This is a genomic window from Pseudonocardia tropica, assembly GCF_040105315.1.
GTDB classification, from domain to species: Bacteria; Actinomycetota; Actinomycetes; order Mycobacteriales; family Pseudonocardiaceae; genus Pseudonocardia; species Pseudonocardia alni.
In genome coordinates, this window is sequence record NZ_JBEDNP010000061.1 from 1 (window position 1) to 2,519 (window position 2,519).

3 protein-coding genes and 2 pseudogenes are annotated in these 2,519 nt (G+C 71.1%); 4 read left to right on the forward strand and 1 reads right to left on the reverse strand.

Going from position 1 to position 2,519, the window contains the following annotated elements; all coding sequences use genetic code 11:
* Positions 1-129 precede the first annotated feature (129 nt).
* Together WHI96_RS27390 and WHI96_RS27395 are read left to right on the forward strand one after the other, a co-directional pair.
* Positions 130-286, forward strand: a pseudogene (locus WHI96_RS27390) (MFS transporter); the annotation flags it as partial.
* A gap of 106 nt (positions 287-392) precedes the next feature.
* Positions 393-1,526, forward strand: coding sequence for an MFS transporter (locus WHI96_RS27395; RefSeq protein WP_345650372.1), 1,134 nt, complete (start codon positions 393-395; stop codon positions 1,524-1,526).
* Between the two features lie 44 nt (positions 1,527-1,570).
* On the opposite strand, the gene WHI96_RS27400 is transcribed toward WHI96_RS27395, so the two are convergent.
* Complete coding sequence (locus WHI96_RS27400) at positions 1,571-1,822, reverse strand: hypothetical protein (protein WP_224400969.1); 252 nt, start codon at positions 1,820-1,822, stop codon at positions 1,571-1,573.
* A 97-nt stretch (positions 1,823-1,919) separates the two neighbouring features.
* Between WHI96_RS27400 and WHI96_RS27405 the strand changes: the two genes are divergently transcribed.
* Together WHI96_RS27405 and WHI96_RS27410 are read left to right on the forward strand one after the other, a co-directional pair.
* Complete coding sequence (locus WHI96_RS27405; protein WP_224400968.1) at positions 1,920-2,285, forward strand: ArsR/SmtB family transcription factor; 366 nt, start codon at positions 1,920-1,922, stop codon at positions 2,283-2,285.
* A pseudogene (locus WHI96_RS27410) lies at positions 2,282-2,519 on the forward strand (ACR3 family arsenite efflux transporter); the annotation flags it as partial. The gene WHI96_RS27405 and the pseudogene WHI96_RS27410, both read left to right, overlap by 4 nt.

Sequence of the window (2,519 nt, forward strand, 5' to 3'; positions counted from 1 at the left end):
GTATCGGCACCATCGCCGGAGGCGGCGAGAGGCCGCGTCGGGCCTCGCTGGGAGGCCAACCGCGAATGTCCTCTGTGAAACCCACCGCCGCGACCGCGTCGCTGAGCTCGAGCGGGGCTGCGTCGGGTGATGGTCGTGCTGTGCGTGACCGAGATCGTCAGCTGGGGCGTGCTGTACTACGCCTTGCCCGTGCTGGCCCCGGCCATCACCCGCCGACCCCGGCTGGTCACTCTCGATGATCACCGCCGGGTTCGCCACCGGCCTGGCTGATACGCCCACGGGAAGGACGCGACGATGGCCAGCAAGAAGACGCCGAACCTCCTACCCCCGCTGGCCGGCGACCCAGGCCGAGCCCCCTCCGGATGAGTAAGAGGCGCGCGCTCACCGGCGCAGTGCTGCTCGACCTGGCGGTGAGCCCACTATTCGCCTGGGACGTGTTCACCGCGTCCCTGTGCCGGGAACTCCGGGTCGGCGATACCGGGCTGGCCAGCGTCTTTTCCGTCGGCCTGGTGGCCTTCATGGCCGGGGTCCTGGTCGGTGGCCGGGTCGCCGACGCGGTCTCACCTCGGCGGCTGGCCATCGTCGCCGCGATCGGTACCGTGATCGGTCTGCTGGGCAGTGCTGTCGCGACCTCAGTGGTCACACTGATCCTCGCCTTCGGTGTCCTACTCGGCGGCTCGACCGGGCTCGGCTACGCCACCGCGGTCCGGGTCGCCGGCACCGTGCAGTCCGGGCGCGGCCTGGCGCTCGGCCTCGTGGTCAGCGCCTACGCGGCCGGCACAGCCGTCCTGGCACCCGTGGCAGCTGCGCTGCTCATGGCGTTCGGACGTGGCTGGACCTTCGTCCTGCTGGCCGCCGCGCTGGGGGGCGTTCTGGCCGTCGCGGCCGTGCTCGTTCCCGGTCGCGTGGCCCATCCGCGCGTAGCACGACGTCGGCCCCGGAGCACCGGCCGGCGCCACCCGAGCGGGCCGGTCGTCGCGCTGTGGCTGGCTTTCGCGCTGGGCAGCGCGCCGGCCCTCGCGGCCTTCGCGCAGGCCGGACAGCTGGCAGGGACTGCGGGGGCCGTGGCGCTGGCGGTGACGTTGCTCAATGCCGGCAACTTCGTCGGTCGGCTCATGGCCGGGCCGCTATCGGATCGGGTGGGACCATCCGCGGCCCTGCACGCCAACTCCGCCCTCCTCCTTCTTGCCTGTCTGCCACTGGCCCTGAGTGCGAGCGGGCCCGTCGCGCTTGCCACCCTGTTCCTACTCGGAACCCAATACGGCGCACTATCCACGCTCACCCCGGCGGCAGTCTCGCACGTGGTGCCCAGCGAACGGTTCGGCGCCACCTACGGCCTGGTCTTCACCGGGTGGGGCCTCGCGGGTCTGCTAGCCCCCGTCGGCGCCGCGTCCCTTGCCCCCGAAGTCGGGTACGACGGCGTCTACCGCTCCTTCCTCGTCGTCGCGGCGGTGGCGTGGGCATGCGTGGCGACCTACGCGAGGCTGGTCCGCGCCCACAACGAACCGGCCGGCCACCCGGGATGAAAGGCTGATGTTGACCCGACCGGCTGTACTTCCGGGCGGGGCGCTCACCGGGATCGGGCAAGCTTGGCCAGGCCCGCTGCGGGCAGACAGGCGAACGTCGTCACACCACCTGCTGTGAGATCGGCGTCGCCGGCCAGGAATCCCCACAGGACCAGGACGACCGCGACCGCGATGATCGCCTGCCCGATGGCGCGCGAGACTGGATCCCTGACGGGCATCGGGAGCCGGTGGCGGTGAGCACGTCCGTGATGCCGTGACACCGCAGTGCGGTCGCCGGCCTCACCGGGGTCGAGCATGCGATCACTCCAGTCGCGCAGGGTTGGATCGACGACGCTCGATCCGGGGCGGCCCTGCGAGGTTGCACTCTTATTCGATAGACGTCAAGATAGAAGTATGTCGAATAAGGAGCCGCCGGGTGTGGCGCCGTCGTGCTGGTCGCCGCTGGTCGGGCAACCGCTCTCCCCGGAGCACGCGAGCGAGATCTCCCGCGTGTTCAAGGCCCTCGGAGACCCCGTCCGGCTGCGCCTGTTGTCCCTGATCGCCTCCCACGCTGGCGGGGAGGCCTGCGTGTGTGACCTGACCGAGGTCTTCGACCTGTCCGGCCCGACGATCTCGCACCATCTCAAGGTCCTACGCGAGGCCGAGCTGATCATCGGTGAACGTCGCGGCACCTGGATCCACTACCGCGTCGTCCCCCAGCGACTCGCCTCGCTGGCCGACCTGCTGATCCCGACCACGGCGGAGGCCGTCGCATCATGAGCACGGAGAACACCACCGGCGCCGCCCAGCAGGCGGCCACCGACCCGGCCGAGGCCGGCGTCGTCGCCCGCCTGTCCACCCTCGACCGCTTCCTGGCGGTCTGGATCATCGTCGCCATGGTCGCCGGACTGCTGCTCGGCCGCCTGGTCCCCGGGCTCGCCCCGGCCCTCGACGCGATCGCGATCGACGGGATCTCGCTGCCGATCGCGCTCGGCCTGCTGATCATGATGTATC

Excerpts from the sequence above, each read along its gene's own strand:
- WHI96_RS27400 (WP_224400969.1), bottom strand. The coding sequence starts at position 1,822 with ATGCTCGACCCCGGTGAGGCCGGCGACCGCACTGCGGTGTCACGGCAT.
- WHI96_RS27405 (WP_224400968.1), top strand. The coding sequence starts at position 1,920 with ATGTCGAATAAGGAGCCGCCGGGTGTGGCGCCGTCGTGCTGGTCGCCG.